15 protein-coding genes and 1 pseudogene are annotated in these 18901 nt (G+C 67.2%); 14 read left to right on the top strand and 2 right to left on the bottom strand.

All coding sequences use genetic code 11. The annotated features are described in order from the left end of the window. Positions 1–253: 253 nt before the first annotated feature. The 13 genes and pseudogenes from ACWCPQ_RS11400 to ACWCPQ_RS11460 all read left to right on the top strand — a co-directional run bounded on the left by ACWCPQ_RS11400 (position 254) and on the right by ACWCPQ_RS11460 (position 14191). Positions 254–1861: an SMP-30/gluconolactonase/LRE family protein gene (locus ACWCPQ_RS11400; protein ID WP_449897255.1), complete on the top strand. Its 1608-nt coding sequence runs from the start codon at positions 254–256 to the stop codon at positions 1859–1861. 7 nt (positions 1862–1868) lie between these two features. Further along, a complete protein-coding gene (locus ACWCPQ_RS11405) occupies positions 1869–2714 on the top strand; it encodes an SDR family NAD(P)-dependent oxidoreductase (RefSeq protein ID WP_449897257.1) in 846 nt (281 codons plus the stop codon). An 82-nt stretch (positions 2715–2796) separates the two neighbouring features. Next, the gene (locus ACWCPQ_RS11410; RefSeq protein ID WP_449897259.1) at positions 2797–4176 is read left to right on the top strand and encodes an aromatic ring-hydroxylating oxygenase subunit alpha; all 1380 of its coding nucleotides are present in this window, start codon (positions 2797–2799) and stop codon (positions 4174–4176) included. Positions 4177–4215: 39 nt separating this feature from the next. Then, complete coding sequence (locus ACWCPQ_RS11415; RefSeq protein WP_449897261.1) at positions 4216–6039, top strand: flavin-containing monooxygenase; 1824 nt, start codon at positions 4216–4218, stop codon at positions 6037–6039. Positions 6040–6067: 28 nt separating this feature from the next. Continuing rightward, a complete protein-coding gene (locus tag ACWCPQ_RS11420) occupies positions 6068–6988 on the top strand; it encodes an SDR family NAD(P)-dependent oxidoreductase (protein WP_449897262.1) in 921 nt (306 codons plus the stop codon). Continuing rightward, positions 6985–8691: a thiamine pyrophosphate-binding protein gene (locus tag ACWCPQ_RS11425; protein WP_449897264.1), complete on the top strand. Its 1707-nt coding sequence runs from the start codon at positions 6985–6987 to the stop codon at positions 8689–8691. The genes ACWCPQ_RS11420 and ACWCPQ_RS11425 overlap by 4 nt, the downstream gene beginning before the upstream one ends. Next, entirely contained in the window at positions 8691–10127 is a 1437-nt protein-coding gene (locus ACWCPQ_RS11430; protein WP_449897266.1) for an aldehyde dehydrogenase family protein, read from the top strand. The genes ACWCPQ_RS11425 and ACWCPQ_RS11430 overlap by 1 nt, the downstream gene beginning before the upstream one ends. 9 nt (positions 10128–10136) lie before the next feature. Then, complete coding sequence (locus tag ACWCPQ_RS11435) at positions 10137–10667, top strand: nuclear transport factor 2 family protein (protein WP_449897268.1); 531 nt, start codon at positions 10137–10139, stop codon at positions 10665–10667. After that, positions 10660–11541, top strand: a complete 882-nt coding sequence (locus tag ACWCPQ_RS11440) for an SDR family NAD(P)-dependent oxidoreductase (protein ID WP_449897270.1) — start codon at positions 10660–10662, stop codon at positions 11539–11541. Before ACWCPQ_RS11435 ends, ACWCPQ_RS11440 begins: the two co-directional genes overlap by 8 nt. Before the next feature lie 105 nt (positions 11542–11646). Further along, positions 11647–12106, top strand: a pseudogene (locus ACWCPQ_RS11445) (nuclear transport factor 2 family protein). A gap of 130 nt (positions 12107–12236) precedes the next feature. Further along, entirely contained in the window at positions 12237–12821 is a 585-nt protein-coding gene (locus tag ACWCPQ_RS11450) for a carboxymuconolactone decarboxylase family protein (RefSeq protein ID WP_449897272.1), read from the top strand. Between the two features lie 75 nt (positions 12822–12896). Next, a complete protein-coding gene (locus tag ACWCPQ_RS11455) occupies positions 12897–13298 on the top strand; it encodes a DUF427 domain-containing protein (protein WP_449897274.1) in 402 nt (133 codons plus the stop codon). Further along, complete coding sequence (locus ACWCPQ_RS11460; RefSeq protein WP_449897275.1) at positions 13295–14191, top strand: acyl-CoA thioesterase; 897 nt, start codon at positions 13295–13297, stop codon at positions 14189–14191. Before ACWCPQ_RS11455 ends, ACWCPQ_RS11460 begins: the two co-directional genes overlap by 4 nt. On the opposite strand, the gene ACWCPQ_RS11465 is transcribed toward ACWCPQ_RS11460, so the two are convergent. After that, a complete protein-coding gene (locus tag ACWCPQ_RS11465; RefSeq protein WP_449897277.1) occupies positions 14192–14995 on the bottom strand; it encodes a FadR/GntR family transcriptional regulator in 804 nt (267 codons plus the stop codon). Between the two features lie 566 nt (positions 14996–15561). Here ACWCPQ_RS11465 and ACWCPQ_RS11470 point away from each other — a divergent pair. Beyond that, entirely contained in the window at positions 15562–17580 is a 2019-nt protein-coding gene (locus ACWCPQ_RS11470; RefSeq protein ID WP_449897279.1) for a hypothetical protein, read from the top strand. 115 nt (positions 17581–17695) lie between these two features. Here the strand turns inward: ACWCPQ_RS11470 and aztD are convergent, their stop codons facing one another. After that, a complete protein-coding gene (gene aztD, locus ACWCPQ_RS11475) occupies positions 17696–18847 on the bottom strand; it encodes a zinc metallochaperone AztD (RefSeq protein ID WP_449897281.1) in 1152 nt (383 codons plus the stop codon). Between the last annotated feature and the right edge of the window lie 54 nt (positions 18848–18901).

Raw genomic sequence — 18901 nt, forward strand, 5'->3', positions numbered from 1 at the left:
ATCGATCCGGGCGAACTGCACCTTTCCTGAATTGAGAATGTTATTCTCGCAGGTGTTGCTCCGGTGGCGCGGGGAGGGCTCTGCCGGAGGTTGAAAAGCCTCGTGTGCATGCGGATATCGCATGCTCGTATCTATCCTTACAAAGATTGCAATACTTGTTGCGCTTGCCTGGATAGGGCGTTAGATTCCTTACAAGTCCTCGACATCGAGGCGGATCAGCGCTATCGGCCGGGTCGGTTGGGAGTCAGTCGGAATGTTGCAGCAAGGGGCGCGCTTTCAGGGCGGCCAGTCGATCGGACTCGCGGCGGGCTGGAGCCAGCGGCGGGTCACCGCGCCCAGCCGGCTGTTCGGCGCCAACGGATTGCGGACCGGCCCGGACGGCCGGATCTACATCGCTCAGGTAACCGGCAGTCAGATCAGCGCACTCGATATCGATACCGGCGCGATCGAGACGGTCAGCGCCAAGGGCGGCGATATCGTCGCCCCGGACGACTGCGCCTTCCATCCGGACGGCACCCTCTACGCCACCGAGGTGATGGACGGCCGGGTCAGCGCCCGGCATCCCGACGGCACCACCAGGCTGCTGCGCGCGGACCTGCCCAGCGCCAACGGCATCACCGTGCACCAGGGCCGGTTGTTCGTGAACGAGTGCCGCCCGGGCGGCCGGCTCATGGAGCTGCCGCTCGACGGTGGCGCCCCCCGCATCCTGCTGGAGAACATCGAACAGCCCAATGCCATGGAGGTCGGGCCGGACGGGCTCCTCTACTACCCGGTGATGGGCACCAACGACATCTGGCGGATCCACCCCGACGGCGGCGAGCCCGAACGCGTCGCGGGCGATCTCGGGGTACCCGACTCGGTGAAGTTCGACGCGGACGGTTTCATCGTCTCCACCCAGGTGGCCTCGGGCCAGGTGCTGCGGATCGACCCGCGCAACGGGGAGAAAACCCTGCTGGCCCAGCTGAACCCCGGCCTGGACAACTGCACCCTGGTGGACGGGCGCCTGTTCGTCTCCAACTTCACCGGTGAGATCACCGAGATCCTCGCCGGTGGGGAAACCCGCGCCACCCTGCCCGGCGGGTTGAACTGGCCGCTGGATCTGACGGTGGGCCCCGACGGCACCCTCTTCGTCGCCGACGGTACCTACTTCTATGCCGTCGGGGCGGACGGGCTGGAAACCCAGGGCATGCTGTTCAGCCCGGGTTACCCCGGGTTCACCCGCGGCGTGACCGCCACCGGTCCGGGCGAATTCGTCGTCGCCACCGCGGGTGGACAGATCGCCCGCTGGCGCCCGGCCGCCGGGGAATGCGAATTCCTGGCCGGCGCGGAAGCACCGTTCGATCAGCTCTACGGCGTCGAAGTGGGCCCCGGCGGAGTCGTCGTGACCACTGAGTTCGGCACGGGGCGCGTCCTGGGAGTGAACAGCGGCGGCGGTGTCGATGTGCTCGCCTCGGGTCTGCGAAAACCGCTCGGTGTGGCCTTCACCGGCGGCGGCACCCTGCTGGTGGCCGAATCCGGGGCGGGCCGGGTCGTCTCGGTCACTCCGGCCGGGGTGGACACCGTTGTCGACGGTCTGGACACCCCGCAGGGGATCCTGGTGCGCGGATCCCAGCTGTTGGTGGTGGATTCCGGGGCCAAGAGTCTGGTCTCGGTCGATCTGGAGACCAAGGCCCGCGAGGTGCTGGCCTGGAATCTGCCGGTCGGCGCACCGCCGGGAGTGACACCGAAACCGCTGCTGGGTATGCCGCCGTTCTCGGGTCCGCAGGGACCGTTCGCCGGTATCACCGCCGCCGCCGACGGCACCCTCTACGTCGCCGCCGACGCCGAGGGCAGTGTGCTCGCGTTCCGGAAGGACGGGTGAGGAATCCATGACGAACGACCTCTTCGGGCTCGACGGACGCGTGGTGATCGTGTCCGGCGCGGGCGGCGGCGGTATCGGCACCGCGGTGACCAGGCTGGTCGCCCAGGCCGGCGCCACCGTGCTCGGGGTGAGCCGGGGCGCCGAGAATCTCGCGAAGCATGTGGAACCTCTCGCGGGGGAGGGCCTGAAGGTGATTCCGGTGCAGGCCGACGCGGCCACCGACGAAGGAGTAGCCGCCGTCCTGGCAGCGGCGGGCCGGACCGACGGCGACCTCTACGGTCTGGTGAACATCGCCGGCGGCGCCGCGCCCGCCACCTGGATGCCCGCGACCCGGGTCACCCGCGCGGACTGGCGGGCGCTCTTCCACCAGAACCTCGAATCGATGTTCTTCATGAGCCAGGCCGTGGCCGCGGAGATCAGGGCAGCGGGCCGGGCGGGGTCGATCGTCTCGCTGTCCTCCATCAGCGGGATGAACACCGCACCGTTCCATATCGCCTACGGCACCGCGAAAGCCGCACTGGTGGCGGCCACCCGGACGCTGGCGGTGGAACTGGCGCTCAGCGATATCCGGGTCAACGCGATCGCGCCCGGTGTCACCGAGACCCCGGCTTCGGGTACCTATGTGGACACCGACGCCGAACGGGACCGGACGGCCATCGCCATGGGCCGCCGCGGCCGCCCCGAGGAGCAGGCCGGCGCGGTGCTGTTCCTGCTCTCGCAGCTGTCGTCCTATATCACCGGCCAGACCCTGCTGGTGGACGGCGGACTGAATCTGAAATGGACCCATCTGGGCGCCGACAACACCTCGCTTTTCCTGAAGGACGAGGGTTTCCGCGCCGCGATCACCAGTTGATCACCGAGATGAACCGCACCGACACCGATTGTCCCCGGACCCGGGGTGGGAGAACGCCATGAGTGAGCGTAGCGAGCGATCAATGCACACAGCCGAGACCGTCGACGATATCGCCACGAACACCGAACCGCTGTCCGCGCCGATGACGATCGGGGTGGAGGCCTACCTCAGTCCCGAGTACGTGCGGGCCGAACGCGACAAACTGTGGCGCAAGGTCTGGCAGCAGGTGGGACGGGTCGAGGAGATCCCCCGGGTCGGCGACTACCTCACCTACGAGATCCTCGATGATTCGCTGATCATCGTGCGTACGGCACCGGACAAGATCCGTGCCTATCACAATGTGTGCGCCCACCGCGGCCGCCGCCTGGTCGACACCCCGGCCGGCGAACGCAACGCCCTCGGTCGGAAGAAGCAGTTCGTCTGCGGATTCCACGGCTGGCGTTACGACCTCGAAGGCCGCAACACCTTCGTACCCGAACGCGAGGACTGGCCGTGCGGTCTCACCGAGGGCCGGGACGGGCTCGTCGATGTGCACGTCGACATCTGGGGCGGCTGGATATTCGTCAACCTGGACCCGAATCCTTCCGAGACCCTGCGCGAATACCTGGAACCCGCGGCCGGCCTGCTCGAGCCGTTCCAGTTGGAGAACATGCGCTACCGGTGGCGGCGGTGGCTGGTGTTCGACTGCAACTGGAAGGTCGCTCTCGAAGCCTTCATGGAGACCTACCACGTGCCCTACACCCATCCGGAGTTCATGAATTTCGGCATGTTCCTGGGTTGGGCGCGGGCACAGGGCAAACACAGCAATATCGGCTACGACGCACCGAAGGGCCAGGAGGAGAGCCAGGGCAAGATCCGCCTCGGCCACGGGCCCGATGCCCGCAAGTCCACCATCGAACTGCAGAACTTCACCTGGGAGAACGCCAACACCAACACCACCTGGACGATGGTGGAGGCGGCGCGGCGGCTCGTCGACGAACTGCCCGAGGGCACCCCGGGGCCGGAGGTGATGGCGCACTGGCTGGCCTCCGCCCGTGCCGACGACGAGAAGCGCGGGGTCGTCTGGCCGACGGTCACCCCGGCCGATGTCGCGGCGGCCGGTACCGCGTGGCAGATCTTCCCGAACTTCCAGATCGGCCACGCGGTGAACAACATGCTCTGCTACAGCGCCCGGCCCTACGGCTACGACCCGGACAAATGCATCTTCGAGGCCGCGGTCTACGAGCTGTTCCCCGAAGGCGAGGCACCGGAAACGGAATGGATCCACACTCCGGAGGGCGACCCGGCCTGGCGCACGGTCCTGCCGCAGGACTTCGACAATATGGCCGCGGTGCAGCAGGGCATGAAGACACTGGGCTTCTCGGGCCCGAAACCGAATCCTTATCGCGAGCGCAGTGTCGTGAACCTGCACCACAACCTCGCGAAATACATGGGCACCGGCGCACCGCGTGACCTCACCTGACCCTGCCGCCGGCCCGATCCACCCCACCGAGGAATCCGAATGAACAACTGCGCACCCACGCAGACCCCCGAGATCGACCGAGCCGCGTTGCGGGCCAAATACCTGGCCGAACGCGATAAGCGGCTGCGGCCCGAGGGACAGAAGCAGTACGTGGCATCCGAGGACGGATTCACCGACTTCTTCGAAGGCGACCCCTACACCCCGGTGACGCCCCGGGAACCGCTGACCGAGGAGATCGATGTCGCGATCCTCGGTGGTGGCTGGGCCGGGCTCACCGCGGGCGCGCGGCTGGTCCAGGCCGGGGTCGAGGATTTCCGGGTCATCGAACTCGCCGGTGATTTCGGCGGCGCCTGGTACTGGAACCGCTATCCGGGCATCCAATGCGATTCCGACGCCTATTGTTATCTGCCGCTGCTCGAGGAGACCGGGTACATCCCGACCCAGAAGTACGCGTACGGCGACGAATGTTTCGAGCACGCGCAACGGATCGGCAAACATTTCGGGTTGTACGAGAAGGCCGTCTTCTCCACCATGGTGAAATCCCTGGAATGGGACGACGCCGTCGACCGGTGGCGGATCGGCACCAATCGCGGCGACGATATCCGCGCCCGGTTCGTGGTGATGGCCCAGGGGCCGTTCAACAAGCCGAAGCTGCCCGGTATCCCGGGACTGAGCGATTTCACCGGACACACATTCCATTCCGCCCGCTGGGACTACGACTACACCGGCGGCGATATGCGCGGCGGGCTCACCGGCCTCGAGGACAAGAAAGTGGCGGTGATCGGTACCGGCGCCAGCGGTATCCAGGTGATCCCGCATATCGCCCGGTCGGCCGAGCATCTCTATGTCTTCCAGCGCACCCCTTCCTATATCAACGAGCGCGGGAACGTACCCACCGATCCGGACTGGGTGAAATCCCTGCAGCCGGGCTGGCAGTTGCAGCGCCGCCGTAATTTCCACACAGCCGCGTTCGAGGCATTCGCTCCCGGGCAGCCGGATCTGGTGTGCGACGGCTGGACCGAGGTCAGCCGTAATGTGCAGTCCTACCTCGACGAGAACAACCTCTGGGCCGAAGTGACGCCGGAGAAGTTCATGGAGATCAGGGAGAACCAGGACTATCGGGCGATGGAACGGGTCCGGCAGCGGGTCGATGCGATCGTGTCGGATCCGGAAACCGCTGCCGCGCTCAAACCGTATTACCGGTTCCTGTGCAAGCGACCCTGTTTCAACGACGAGTATCTGCCGACCTACAACCGTGACAATGTGACCCTGATCGATGTTTCGGCCACCAAGGGCGTCGAACGGATCACCGCGAAGGGGATCATCGCCGCCGGGGTGGAGCACGAGGTCGACTGCATTGTCTTCGCCAGCGGATTCGAGATCACCACCGAGCTCGACCGCCGCTACGGGATCCATCCGTTCGCCGGCCGCGACGGGCTCTCGCTCTACGAGCACTGGGCGAACGGCTACCGCACCCTGCACGGGCTGACCAGCAACGGTTTCCCGAATCTGTTCTTCACCGGCTTCGTCCAGGGCGGGGTCACCGCGAGCACCACCGATATGTTCGATCAGCAGGCCACCCACGCCGCCTACATCATCGGTGCGGCACTGAGCCGGGGTGCGCGCACGGTGGAACCGACCCCCGAAGCGGTGGACGGCTGGTGCGCGACCATCCGGGAAACCGCCGTGGACAACAGTAACTTCCAGCGTGAATGCACCCCCGGCTACTACAACAACGAGGGTGAGCAGAACATCCGCTCGCATCTGGGCGAACCGTACTGGCCGGGCTTCTACGCGCTGGAGGACATCCTGCAGGCGTGGCGCGAGACCGGCAGCCTGGAGGGTTTGGCGCTCGGCGAATGACTCGCCGGGCACAGGGTTAGGAGAAGTGTTGCCCGAGATGCGGTTCGACGAACGGGTCGCCGTGGTCACCGGCGCCGGTCGCGGTCTGGGCCGGGCATATGCCCTGCTGCTGGCCGCCCGGGGCGCCAAGGTCGTGGTGAACGATGTGGGCGGCGGTATTCCGGGCGGCGACAGCGATATCGGGGTCGCCGCGGCGGTGGCGGCGGAAATCGTCGCGGCGGGCGGGCAGGCGGTGGCCAATGCCGATTCGGTGGCCACCCCGGACGGCGGCCGGACGATCGTCGACACCGCGCTCGGCACCTACGGCCGGATCGATGCGCTCGTCCACAACGCGGGCAACGTCCGCTACGCCCCGCTCACCGAAATGAGTTACGAGGATTTCGATTCCGTCCTCGACGTCCATCTGCGCGGTGCGTTCCACGTCGTCCGTGCGGCCTTTCCGGTGATGCGGGAGGCCGGGTACGGACGGGTCGTACTGACCTCCTCCATCGGCGGTCTGTACGGCAACAGGAACGTCGCCAATTACGCCGTCGCCAAAGCCGGTGTGATCGGACTGTCGAATGTGGTCGCGCTCGAGGGCGCCGAATTCGGGGTGCGGTCGAATGTGATCGTGCCCGCAGCGGTCACCCGGCTCGCCGACGGTATCGATACTTCGAAATATCCGCCGATGGAACCGGAACTGGTGGCCCCCGCGGTGGGGTGGCTGGCACACGAATCATGCTCGGTGAGTGGGGAAATGCTGGTGGCGCTGGCAGGCCGGGTGGCGCGGGCGTACATCGCGGAAACACCCGGGGTCTATCAGCCGGAATGGTCCATCGAGGACGTCGGGGCCCGTATCGACGAAATACGTGACATCAACGATTCATGGTTGCTGCCGGTCGTACCGTCGGCCCACAACGACCATATCGGCCGGAGTTTCGCAATGGCCATGGGAGGTAAACGAGTATGACGGTCAAAGTCTACGAACGGATTCTGGATCTCTTCGAGGCCGAGGGTATCGACACCATCTTCGGCATCCCGGACCCGAATTTCGTGCACCTGTTCCACCTCGCCGACGAACGGGGCTGGAATGTGGTGTCCCCGCACCATGAGGAATCGGCGGGGTTCATGGCCGAAGCCGTCTCCCGGATGACCGGGAAAGCCGCACTGTGCATCGGTACCCTCGGCCCCGGTGTGGCCAATCTCGCCGGCGCCATGATGTGCGCCAAGGTCGAGAACTCGCCGGTGATCTTCCTGGGCGGACAGCGCGCCCGGATCACCGAACAGCGGGTGCGCCGCGGCCGGATCCAGTTCGTGAAACAGTCCGGACTGTTCGAGCCCTCGGTGAAGTACGCGGCCAGTATCGAATACGCCGATCAGACCGACGAGGTGATCCGGGAAGGTCTGCGCAAGGCGCTGTCGGGAACCCCGGGCCCGGTCTACATCGAATATCCCTCCCATGTGATCCAGGAGGAACTCGACGTCGCCGCACCGCTGCCGCCGCACCGGTACCGGTTGGTGGATCAGACCGCCGGACAGGACAAGGTGGACGCGGCCGCCGATCTCATCCGGCAGGCGAAGCAGCCGATCCTGCTGGTCGGGCACGGTGTGCACACCACCCGGGCCGGTGCCTCGGTCAAGGCGCTGGCCGATCTCATGGCCTGTCCCGTCGTCCAGACCTCCGGCGGCACTTCCTTCATCGAAGGTCTCGAGGACCGCACCTTCCCCTACGGCTTCTCACCCTCGGCCGTGGACGCCGTGGTGAAATCCGATCTGTGCCTGGCCATCGGTACCGAACTCGGCGAACCTGTGCACTACGGGCGCGGCCGACACTGGGTCGCCGGGGAGGACACGCGGAAATGGATCCTGATCGAACAGGACCCCACCGCGATCGGGGTCAACCGGCCGATCGACGTACCCCTGGTCGGCGATCTGCGCGCGATCGTCCCGCAGCTCACCGCGGCCCTGCGGAACACCCCGCGTACCGCGACTCCCGAACTCGCGCAGTGGATCGAACAGGATGCTTCCCGGCTCGCCGAACTCGCCGAGAACGCCCCGTCGGGTAGTACGCCGGTCCATCCCGCTCGCCTGGTCGTGGAGGCCACCAAGGAATTCCCGGCCGACGGGATCCTGGTCCGCGACGGCGGCGCCACCACGATCTTCGGCTGGACCTACACCCAGTGCAAACCGCACGATGTGATCTGGAACCAGAACTTCGGCCATCTCGGTACCGGCCTGCCCTACGCGGTGGGCGCTTCGGTGGCCGACGGCGGGAAGCGTCCGGTGCTGATGATCACCGGCGACTCTTCCTTCCAGTTCCAGATCGCGGAGCTGGAAACCGCGGCGCGGCTGAACCTTCCGCTGGTCTGCGTGGTCGCCGTCGACTACGCGTGGGGACTCGAGGTCGGGGTGTACAAGCGCACCTTCGGCCAGGGCTCGCGGGAGACCGCGGTGCACTGGAGCAAGGACACCCGGCTGGACAGGGTCGCCGAGGGATTCGGCTGCTACGGCGAATACGTCGACACCGATGCCGAGATCGCGCCCGCCATCAAACGCGCCTTCGCCAGCGGTAGACCGGGCGTGATCCACGTCGCAGTGGACCCGAAGGCCAACTCCGAGGAAATGCCCAGCTACGACGAGTTCCGCACCTGGTACGCGGAAGGGATGCAGTGATGCGCGAATACCTGAAGTTCTATATCGGCGGCCGGTGGGTCGAGCCCACGGCCGATCGGACCTTCGAGGTGATCAATCCCGCCACCGAAGAGGTCTGTGGACGGGTCGCCGCCGGATCCGCCGTGGATGTGGACGCCGCGGTGGCCGCGGCCCGAACGGCATTTCCGGCCTGGGCCGCGACCTCGGTCGCCGACCGGCTCGAGCTGTTCGGTGCCATCGGTGCGGAATATCAGAAGCGCACCGGGGATCTCGCCGCCGCGCTCACCGAGGAGATGGGTGCCCCCCGCGGCCTGGCCGGGGGGTTCCAGGTGGATCTGGTGCTCGGGCACCTCCAGCAGGCGGCCGAGGTGCTGCGCGACTTCCGTTTCGAGGAACAGCGGGGCGCCACCCTGTTCGTGAAGGAACCCATCGGGGTGTGCGGTCTCATCACCCCGTGGAACTGGCCGATGGCGTTGATCGCGGTGAAGGTGTTCCCCGCCCTGTCCACCGGATGCACCATGGTGCTCAAACCGTCCGAGCGTTCCCCGTTCACCGGCCAGATCTTCACCGAGGTGCTCGATGCGGCCGGGCTGCCCGCCGGCGTGTTCAACCTCGTCCAGGGCGACGGTCCCAGTGTCGGCGTGCCGCTGTCCGCGCACCCCGGCGTGGACATGATCTCGTTCACCGGCTCCACCCGGGCCGGTATCGATATCGCCCGTAATGCCGCGCCCACGGTGAAGCGGGTCGCCCAGGAACTCGGCGGCAAAGGACCCAACATCATCCTCGACGACGAGGATCTCGCCACCAATGTCGGTCAGGGCGTGGCCGATATGATGGGTAATTCCGGCCAGACCTGTAGCGCGCCGTCGCGGATGCTGGTTCCGACCGCCCGGATGGACGAAGCGGTGGCCGCGGCGCGGGCGGCCACCGAGGGCATCACCGTCGGCGATCCCACCGGCGATGTCGCCGTCGGGCCGGTGGTCGCGGGTTCACAATTCGACCGGGTCCAGGCACTCATCCAGAAGGGCATCGACGAGGGCGCCACCGTGGTCGCCGGCGGTCCCGGCCGGCCCGACGGTCTCGACAAGGGTTTCTACGTCAAACCGACGGTGTTCGCGGATGTCACCAACGATATGACCATCGCCCGGGAGGAGATTTTCGGCCCGGTCCTGGTGATCATCGGTTACGACAGTATCGATGATGCTGTCGCGATCGCCAACGACACCGAATACGGCCTGGCCGGGTTCGTGGCCGGCCGTGATCTGGATCGGGCCCGGGCCGTCGCCCGCCGGTTGCGGGCGGGATCGATCGCCATCAACGGCGGTTTCGATTTCGCTGCCCCGTTCGGCGGATACAAGAAGAGCGGGAACGGGCGCGAATGGGGTGCGGCCGGCTTCGACGAGTACCTGGAACTCAAAGGTATTCTCGGGTACGCGCCCGACGCGGCGCAAGCTTAGTTCGCCACCGTGGACGACAGCATCACCGAGGTCGCCACCGTCCTCGCCCACGCGCGGATCCGGGACTGTATCGTCCGGCTCGCCCGAGGTGAGGACCGCCGCGACGCGACCCTGGTGCAGAATGCGTTCTGGCCCGATGCCACCGTGGATTTCGGAATCTTCGACGGTACCTTCGACCAGTATCTGAAATGGGTGATTCCGGGCTCGCCGGTGGTGGTGGCGACCCAGCATCTGCTCGGGCAGACCTCCGTCGATCTCCGGCACGAGGTGGCGCTCACCGAAACCCAGGTGATCGCCTACCACCGGCTCGATACCGGGTCCGAACACCGGGATTCCGTACTCGGCGGCCGCTACCTGGACCGGTTCGAACGCCGGGACGACCGGTGGCGGATCGGTCGGCGCATCATGCTCTACGACTGGGCACAGGATCAGGGCGTCTCGGTGGACTGGTCGCAGGGCGTCCTGGGCGCACCGCTGCGGGAGGACCGGTTCATCGGCCGCGCGCACGACGACTACAGCGAGAAGTTCTTCGATGAATAGCTATCCGGCGCCGGGCTCGCTGTCCGGGCGGGTCGCGGTGGTCACCGGTGCCAGCCGCGGGATCGGGAAAGGGATCGCGCTGGCGCTCGCCGGGAACGGCGCGACCGTCTACGTGACCGGTCGCACCGTGGTGCCCGGCGATCACGAATTGCCGGGCACTGTCGGAGAAACCGCTGCCGAATGCACCCGCCGGGGCGGTGCCGGAATCGCCGTGCGAGTCGACCACCGCGCCGACGACGAGGTCGCGGCACTCTTCGAACGGGTGGACGCCGAACAGGGCGGCCTGGACATCCTGGTGAACAACGCCTGCGCGCTGCCGCCGGATCTCACCGATCCGGAACCCTTCTGGGAGAAGCCGCTGTCGAACTGGGACATGATGGATATCGGGGTCCGGTCGAATTTCGTGGCAGCGCGCTGTGCCGTACCACTGATGCTGCCGCGGAAAACCGGTCTGATCGTCGCGGTATCCGGCTACACCGGTGTCGCGTACACCTACGGTGTCGTTTTCGGCACCGCGAAATCGGCGGTCGACCGTATGGCCCGGGATATGGCGATCGAGCTGAAATCCGCCGGTATCGCCTCGCTCGCCCTGTGGCAGGGGCTGACACGCACCGAACGAGCCGAGCGCAATCTGGCCGCCGTTCCCGGACTGTCCGGGCAGGCGGCCACCACACCCGCCCACAGTTGTTCCCCGGAGTATCCCGGACGGGTGATCGCCGCACTCGCCACCGATCCGGCGCTCATGAGCCGTAGCGGCGGCACCTTCATCACCGCAGAACTGGGGCGGGAGTACGGCATCACCGATATCGACGGCCGGGAGATCCCCTCGCTGCGGGATATCCGCGGGGCGCCGATCTGGGCACCCGTCACCTGACCACGCACCGAGACTTCCGAGGACGCCATGACCACCGAAGACCGGCTCATCGCACTGCTGGACCGCCAGGACATCGTCGACTGCCTGACCCGGTTCAGTCGGGGAATGGACAGATTCGACCGCGCGCTGCTGCTGTCGGCGTTCCATCCCGACGCGGTCATCGCCGCCGGAGATTTCGTCGGCGGTCCCGGCGAACTCTACGAGTGGGCGGCGCCCATGCACGAGCAGGGGCAGTCGGCCACCCAGCACAATCTGCTCAACCACACCTGCGATATCGACGGCGACACATACCGAAACGTACTACCTGTTCGTGGCCCGTAACCGGGACGAGACCAACTGGCTGGCCGGTGGCCGGTATCTCGACCGGCTCGAGCGCCGGGACGGCGAGTGGCGGATCGCCCTGCGTACCAATGTCGTCGAATGGTCGGGGACGGTCCCGACCATGCCGCTCCCGTTCGCCGAGGTGGCGGACCTGTTCGCCAACGGTAGGCCCGCACGCAGCGGTGACGACCCGTCCTACACACGCCCGCTGCGCAATCTGCGACCGCGCAATATTCCGGGCTGAGGGCGCGGTCCGGGTCCGCACTGTGCGCCCGGACCGGACAGGTGGGTAGCGGATCCGGTCGCGGACCGGGTCCGGCGGGACGGCGATACGACCACCCGAAGACGGATGCGATCTCGAGAAGGAGATGGATATGGAGCGGATACCCCCGCTGAACCCCCGGGACTGGCCGGTCGAACTACGGACCTTCTTCGCCGGCTTCCGGTCCCAGGTGCACCACGGCGCCCCCGCCCCGGCGAATACGCAATCCGGGATCAATCTGCTGGGGACGCTGGCCCGTTACCCGGCGCTCACGATGGCTTTTCTGCCCTTCAACGGGCATCTCCTCTACGGTACGAAGCTCACCGACCGGCAACGGGAACTGCTCGTGCTGCGGGTGGCGAATCTCTGGGACAGCGAATACGAATGGGCGCAGCATGTGGTGCTCGGCGGAAACGCGGGACTCACCGACGACGAGATCGCCCGGATCGGAGCCGGCCCCGACGCCGTCGGCTGGACGCCGGAAGAGGCGGGGCTGCTGCGGGCCGCCGACGAACTGCGCGAGACCGGAGCGGTCGGCGACAGCACCTGGCAGGCGCTGGCCGAGACGTTCGACGAACAGCAACTCATGGACATAGTCTTCACCGTGGGCACCTACGCGATGCTTGCCATGGCCCTGCGGTCCTTCGGGGTCCGCCCCGAACCCGGCCTGGCCCCGTATCTGCCGGTGTCCCGATGAGATCGGCGCCCGGAGTCCCGTATCCGGCGGTCCGGATCCGGTCGTGACCCGCAGCAGCGAAGATTCGGAGCAGTGATGAGCGAAGCCCCCGTCCCGTCCGGTTACCGGCAGCGTCCCGACTACCGCGTGGACCTGCTCGCCCGCACCAATGCGATGACCGCGACCCTCGGCTCGCGGCAATTGGCCGCCAGCGACGCCTGTCTGGTGGTGGACGAACAGGATCACGGCCTGGTCGTGTACTTCCCGCGCGATTCGGTGGATCTGACCCAGCTCGAAACCGTCGACCTGCACTCCGTCTGCCCGTTCAAGGGCGAAGCGTCCTATTGGACCGTGCCCGGCAGCGAACGGCCCTGGATCGCCTGGACCTACCCGCGCCCGCACCCGCCGGTCGCCGCCCTCGCGGACTACATAGCGTTCGACCAGAGCGTTGTCGCCGTGACCGTCGGTGCCGGACGCTACACCGGGGTCCGATCATGAGCGCCGACCCGGAACACACCGGGCTACCCGGATCCTCGATGGCCCGGATGGTCGAGATCTTCGATGTACGGGCCCATCCCGCCGAACCCACGCGCTTCGCCGGGGACAGCGACGGGGGGAGCAGAAGAGTTGTGGACGGCAGCCAGATCCTCGGACAGAGCATCGTCGCCGCGGCCCGGGCCCTACCCGGCCGGACGGTCCGCACCGCGCACGCGCTGTTCGTCTCGGCCGCCGATCCGGATATCCCGCTGGACTTCGCCGTCACACCGATCAGATCCGGCCGGAGTTTCGGAAGCGCCACGGTGACCGTCCGGCAGGAACAGAAGATCCGGACCAGTTGTACGGTGCTGCTGGATTTCCCGCAACCGGATCTGGTGCGCCGGGACACGCCCACCGGTCCGCCGGTCGCGGGCCCCGAAACCGCCCGGCCGGAGGAAAGTCTGGCGTTGCCGGGGCGCGAGGTCCGGATCATCGAGTGTGCCGATATCAACGACCCGGACGAGGTGGGCCCGCCGGTGGTCGACGCGTGGCTGCGGTACGACGAAGTTCCCGCCGCCGATGAACTCCGGCGCGCGGTACTCGCCCATTTCACCGGCCATCTCGGGATCTCCACCGCATTGCGGCCGCATCCGGGTCTCGGTACCGCGCAGGCCCATCACACGCTGTCGACCGCGCCCATGGGGATCGGCATCACCTTCCACGATCCGGTGCATTGGGACGGCTGGTTGCGCTATCACCACGAGGCGACCTTCGTGGGGGCGGGCACCGCCCATATCCGCGGTCAGATCAGTACCGGTGCCGGCTCGCTGATCGCATCGTTCACCCAGGACGCCATGATCCGTGCGTTCGATTCCGGGCCGGTGCGCGAGATACCGAGCGCGGCCCGGTTGTAGTCAGCGCCGACCCTGGCCCGAACGGATCGCCTGCTGCGCGGGGGCCGACGACGCGTTGACGATACCGTCGTCGAATCGCTCCAGCAGCAGCGCCTGGGTGGCCGCCAGATGGGCGCACGCCATGTGCTCGGCCGCCGAGGCCCGGCCCGAGGCGATATCGTCCACGATCTTCTGGTGGGTGCGGACCGCGGCCCGGGCCTGCTCCGGTGACGGGTATTCGCCCCGGCCGGTCAGTGCCTCGGCCCAGGCCTCCTCCTGAGCGGACCAGAGGGCGACCAGGCTGCTCACCACGTACCGGACAGTCGCGTTGGGGGTGAACGACACCACCAGATCATGGAACTCACGGGCGGTCTGGGTGAAGGCCACACCGTCGTCGATGAGGTCCATGGATTTCGCGATATTCGCGGTGAGTGCCGGGACGACCGCCTCGAGCCGGTCCTCGCGGCGCGCGCATTCCGCTGCGCACATGGGTTCGAGCATCTGCAGGCCGGTGGCGAGATCCCGCAGTGTCACCCGGCCACCCTGCAGGGCGAGGCCGAGATGGTATGCGGCCGAGGTCTCGTCGGGTCGGTGTACCTCGGCGCCGCCGACGTTCCCCCGCCGCACGGTGACCAGGCCTTCGGTTTCCAGGATCCGGATGGCCTCCCGGATGGAGGGGTAGGAGACGCCGAACTCCTGGACCAATTGATCCTGGGTCGGCAGGCGGTAGTCGTCGGTGCTGTTGAGGATCCGGGTCCGTAATTCGGCCGCCACGGTCTGCGCCACCCGATGCTGGGTGACCCGACCCCGCCGCGGGGCCGTCACGAGAACCGCCCCCGATCGCAAAGATGCACCATAGCCGGGAGTTTATCAGTGAACCTACTAGTTCTTAAAAGATTGCAATAGTTGCAAGGATAGAAGCTACGGCGTCCTCGGCAGCGGGCTCAGGTGCTGCGGCCTCGAACTGGTTCACCGGTCCCTTCTCCGTTCGCACTTCCACCGGGGCCGGGTCGGCGTGGTCGGCCGGGCCGCCCGCGATGTGGCCGGGGGCCGTCTCGTGCCCCGGGCCGCAGGTTGATCGGACAACCATTTCCATCAGAGAGAATTCAATTATTGCCGTGGCCGATCCGAAATGGATAATCCATCGGTACGTCGAATCCGGTGAAGATCGTGGAAAAGAGTATTCATATGGTGTCAGTTCTTCTCGGCGGTTGACCGGAGTGGGAACGGAATCCTCGTCTTTCCGCGGACGGATCTCTGCTGCGGGTGTGTGGTTGCGGCGTGGGAAATACTGTGCGGCATCAGTTTACGGAATTCTGCTGTTTCCGGGGGGAGTCGGTGCGGTGGCGGTCGCCGCCGAGCCGGGGCAGGCGGGCCCTGCCATCTCCCGAATGGACGGTTTGTCCTGGACAGGGGTGGTCGACTCGGCCGGCGTGCCACTGGCCGACTACTCCTTCCTGGTGGATCGCGGTGGTCTGGCGGACCCCGGCGGGACTGCCCTGTGGACGTTGCTCGGCCTGGAATTCGTCGGCTACATGGTAATCGTGACGACGGCGATATGGTTCATCGGTTATGCCCTGAGTTTCCGGTGGATGGAATTGTTCTCGACAGCCGTTCACGGTGTGGCGGAAGCGATTTCCCGACAGCTCGCGGATCCGGTGATAATGATCACCGCGGCAACTGTCGGCGCATTCTTGGTGGCGTGGTTCATAATTCGCGGAAGTCCCGCCCGGGCGGCCCGGCAAATAGTGACCATGACAACGGTGGCCGTGTTCGGCGGTCTCCTGCTGTTCGGTCCGGCGCCGGATCTCCTGTCCGCCGACGGATGGCTGGCCCAGGGGCGGGATGTGGGGGTGGCGATCGCCGCGGGACTCAACGGTTCGGACGCCGACCCGGATCGGCTCATCGAGACGCTCTCGGCGGAGATGTCCGACGATTTCGCCCGAAATCCGGTGCAGGTGTGGAATTTCGGGCATGTACTGGACGACCGGTGCGGCGCGGTGTGGAGCGCCGGTATCGGCGGTGGTGAGATGGACGGCCTGCGGTCGAGCATCGCGGGTTGCGGCGATACCGCGGCCGCCGATCGCATCGCCCACCCGACGACGGGGCAGCTCGGCGTGGGTCTGCTTCTGCTGCTGTGTGGCGCAATCCTGCTGGTCTTCGCCGTTTTCCTGGCCGGTCTCGTGGTCCGGTGCGCGCTGGACGTCGTCTATCACGGATTCCTGGCGATCTTCGGGTTCGCCGCCGGCGGTTATATCTACGGCCCGACCCAGACCTTCCTGGTCCGCAATGTCGTCACCTGCGGGTTCGCGGCGATCCGGATGTGCGCGTTCACCGTATTCCTCGGTATCTATCTGTTGTTCCTGGGAAATCTGTTCCGTCAGGCGCCGGGGCAGGTGATCGCCGTGATCGTGGTCGCGGCGCTCGTCGAGGTCATCGCCGTCTCCCAGATATCCAGGCTCCGCCGGGGCCTGGACCGGGGTGCGGGGCAGGTGTCCCGGCGTATCGGCGCGATGGTGCGGGGCAGCGCCGGAGCGCCTCCCGGCGGTGGTGGAAGCGGCCCGTCCGGGGGCCGGTCCGGCTCCGGTGTCATGGCATCCCTCGGTGCGCTGAACACACTCGACAACTCACCGCTGGTGGCGTGGGTGGCGGCGGGCACCGTCCGCCCGTTCGATCCGCTCGCTCGCGGTGCCCGGCTGGTGCAGCGCGCGGCCATCGCGTCCAGCGCGCATATGGAGGAGTCCTATCGCTGGAGTCATCTGGCTCGGCACAACTGGCGGCTGGTCGCCCTGCGGGAAGCGGAGCGATTCGGCGGCGCCGGTAGTGAGATGGGTGTGGCCCGGACGCTGAAGATGATGCGTGACAACCGGATCCCGGACGCCCAGCTGGCGCCTGTGCTACGCGCCATCGGCGCGCCCGACCATCTGGTCGCCGGTGCGCTGGAGGCGTTCGCAGTGCAGGAGGCGACCCGGTCGCAGAGCCCGTACGGATTCCAGCCGTTGCAGAAGACGGTGGCGGCGGCCTACGCGGCGCACAACCGGGCCGGGGAGCCCGGGGCGCGCGCATTCGCGGCGCAGGCGGTGGTCGCGGCAGAGGGTTTCGCCCGGCACAGTAACGCGCCTGCCGCATCCGCCGTGCTGGACGAGAGCTTCATCAGCCGGGTCGAGCAGAACTGGGATTCCGGGCGTGCGCTGAGCGCGGCGATCACACCCGCCGAGTGGAATTCGGTGGGTCGCGATACCCGGTGGTCGATCGGGAGCCGTCTGTCGGCGGCGCATCTGGCCATCGCGCAGGAGCACTACGATCACCCGACGGATACCAATCGGGAACGGCTCCTGCGCTCGGCGATGCGGGTGTCCAATCTGGACCATATCGACCCCGCGCAGGGTTTGGATCCGTGGCAGTCCTGACCCGCGGCCGCACCGCCCACGGTGGCGGGCGGCCCGATGGTCTCGGGTCGCCCGCCACCGGGTGGTCCCCGCCCGGCCCCTCACGCCGCGCCGGGCGGGACAGTCGGTACCGCGCTCAGGAGACGACGCCGCTGATCTCGTTCGGGGTCTCGTCCAAGGTCACCGAGGCGGTCACCGCACCGGTGGCCAGATCGATGCGATGGATCCGCTTGGTCGCAGTATCGCTGACATAGGCGATACCGCCGCGGACGAACAGCGCCGGGCGGGGCTGCTGCCAGTCGATCGGCTCCTGCCACGGCTCGAGCACATCGATCGTGCGCTCGATCTTTCCGGTCACCGGGTCGAGCACGCGCAGGGCGCCGTCGGTGCCGAGCACGAGTGCCTCCCCCTGCGGGCCGCGGGCCAGGGAACGGAAGGTGTAACTGGTCCCGATATCGACCAGGCGGATGGTGCCGGCCTCGGTGTCGATCAGCGAGACCTGTTCGGGCCGTTCCAGTTCCGCGTGTTCGTCCTTCTTGTAGTCGCCGAGCACGATCGGCGAGACATCGCTGCCGGCCTGATTGCCGATCCGGCCGTACGGGGTGGGTGCGGCGACCTTGGTGAGTGTGCCGTCCCGGTAGACGAGCGCTCCGTTGCGGCAACCCACCACGAGGGTGTCGCCGGCCGCGGTCGCCTCACCGTGTACCCCGGGGCACTGCTCGCTGCGGGTGATCTCCCGGCGATCGGCATCGAGGATCGCCAGCCCGACCCGCTCTTCGGCGGTACCCAGCGTGACGGCCAGTTCCCCGTTCTCCAGTTCCACCGCCACGCCGTGATGTGGCGCCGCGGCACGGTATTCGGAGGTCTGCGGGGCCCCGTCGGCGAGTTCGGCGGGATCGAACGAGGTCACGGTGCCGGTGCCGTCGGAGAACAGCACCGTACGCCCGGCGTGCCTTACGACGTGACCCGGCTTGGGTGCGGGGAACTCGATATCGGTGAACTGCCCGCCGACGGCGTCCAGTACCCGGAACCTGTCCGCGGTCGACACGATCACGTGCCGATCGTCGCCGGCCGGGTTGACCCGGTTGAATCCCGCCAGTTCGAGTTCGCCGCCACGAGCCAGGGTGTTGCCGTCCAGGAGGTGGATCCCGCCGTCGTAGGTCACGGCCAGTGGTTCGGCGATCGCCGTCTCGTCGGCGGTGTCGCTGCCACAGCCGCTCAGTGCAACGACCGCGGTGAGCAGGCCGGACAGGGCCGCGGCCCGTTTCGGGTCGGTTCGGATGTGCATAACGCTCCCTCATTCTGTTGTGCTGGCTGCGGCAGCGAGATAACGCAGCTGTCC

Source organism: Nocardia sp. NPDC001965 (genome assembly GCF_053594175.1).

What these genes read in the sequence shown, in the direction of transcription:
- ACWCPQ_RS11400 (WP_449897255.1), top strand. Translation starts at nt 254, where the DNA reads ATGTTGCAGCAAGGGGCGCGCTTTCAGGGCGGCCAGTCGATCGGACTC.
- ACWCPQ_RS11405 (WP_449897257.1), top strand. Translation starts at nt 1,869, where the DNA reads ATGACGAACGACCTCTTCGGGCTCGACGGACGCGTGGTGATCGTGTCC.
- ACWCPQ_RS11410 (WP_449897259.1), top strand. Translation starts at nt 2,797, where the DNA reads ATGCACACAGCCGAGACCGTCGACGATATCGCCACGAACACCGAACCG.
- ACWCPQ_RS11415 (WP_449897261.1), top strand. Translation starts at nt 4,216, where the DNA reads ATGAACAACTGCGCACCCACGCAGACCCCCGAGATCGACCGAGCCGCG.
- ACWCPQ_RS11425 (WP_449897264.1), top strand. Translation starts at nt 6,985, where the DNA reads ATGACGGTCAAAGTCTACGAACGGATTCTGGATCTCTTCGAGGCCGAG.
- ACWCPQ_RS11430 (WP_449897266.1), top strand. Translation starts at nt 8,691, where the DNA reads ATGCGCGAATACCTGAAGTTCTATATCGGCGGCCGGTGGGTCGAGCCC.
- ACWCPQ_RS11440 (WP_449897270.1), top strand. Translation starts at nt 10,660, where the DNA reads ATGAATAGCTATCCGGCGCCGGGCTCGCTGTCCGGGCGGGTCGCGGTG.
- ACWCPQ_RS11450 (WP_449897272.1), top strand. Translation starts at nt 12,237, where the DNA reads ATGGAGCGGATACCCCCGCTGAACCCCCGGGACTGGCCGGTCGAACTA.
- ACWCPQ_RS11455 (WP_449897274.1), top strand. Translation starts at nt 12,897, where the DNA reads ATGAGCGAAGCCCCCGTCCCGTCCGGTTACCGGCAGCGTCCCGACTAC.
- ACWCPQ_RS11460 (WP_449897275.1), top strand. Translation starts at nt 13,295, where the DNA reads ATGAGCGCCGACCCGGAACACACCGGGCTACCCGGATCCTCGATGGCC.
- ACWCPQ_RS11470 (WP_449897279.1), top strand. Translation starts at nt 15,562, where the DNA reads ATGGACGGTTTGTCCTGGACAGGGGTGGTCGACTCGGCCGGCGTGCCA.
- aztD (WP_449897281.1), bottom strand. Translation starts at nt 18,847, where the DNA reads ATGCACATCCGAACCGACCCGAAACGGGCCGCGGCCCTGTCCGGCCTG.